We start from the raw sequence: 361 nt of genomic DNA on the forward strand, positions 1-361 counted from the left end.
TGGATCACCTCCTTAATATAGAGACGCATGACACGACAGGGCGCCCACACAGTTTGTTTTCAAAAGAAGAAGTAAGCTTAAAAAAATAATTTTGATTGGACGGTCCAAATCAAATTATAAATTGGGTCTGTAGCTCAGTTGGTTAGAGCGCACCCCTGATAAGGGTGAGGCCGGTGGTTCAAGTCCACCCAGACCCACCACTCAGCTTATTTTTTTATCGTGTTTAGATCAATTCGCATTGTTTCAGTGCTGGTTAATCTGAGTATGGCTCAGACGTTCATTAACAATTAGGTAAGAAATAGAGGTAACACAAGCGAATAGTGATTTTCATGTTACTGTGTGACTTGAGGAGACTCAGGTT

Annotated in this window: 1 tRNA gene; it reads left to right on the top strand. The window is 41.3% G+C overall.

Annotated features, from left to right (window positions below):
• Nucleotides 1-123: 123 nt before the first annotated feature.
• A tRNA-Ile gene (locus tag Lery_RS03645) sits at nt 124-200 on the top strand.
• Nucleotides 201-361 lie beyond the last annotated feature (161 nt).

Source organism: Legionella erythra (assembly GCF_001467615.1).
Taxonomy (GTDB): domain Bacteria; phylum Pseudomonadota; class Gammaproteobacteria; order Legionellales; family Legionellaceae; genus Legionella_C; species Legionella_C erythra.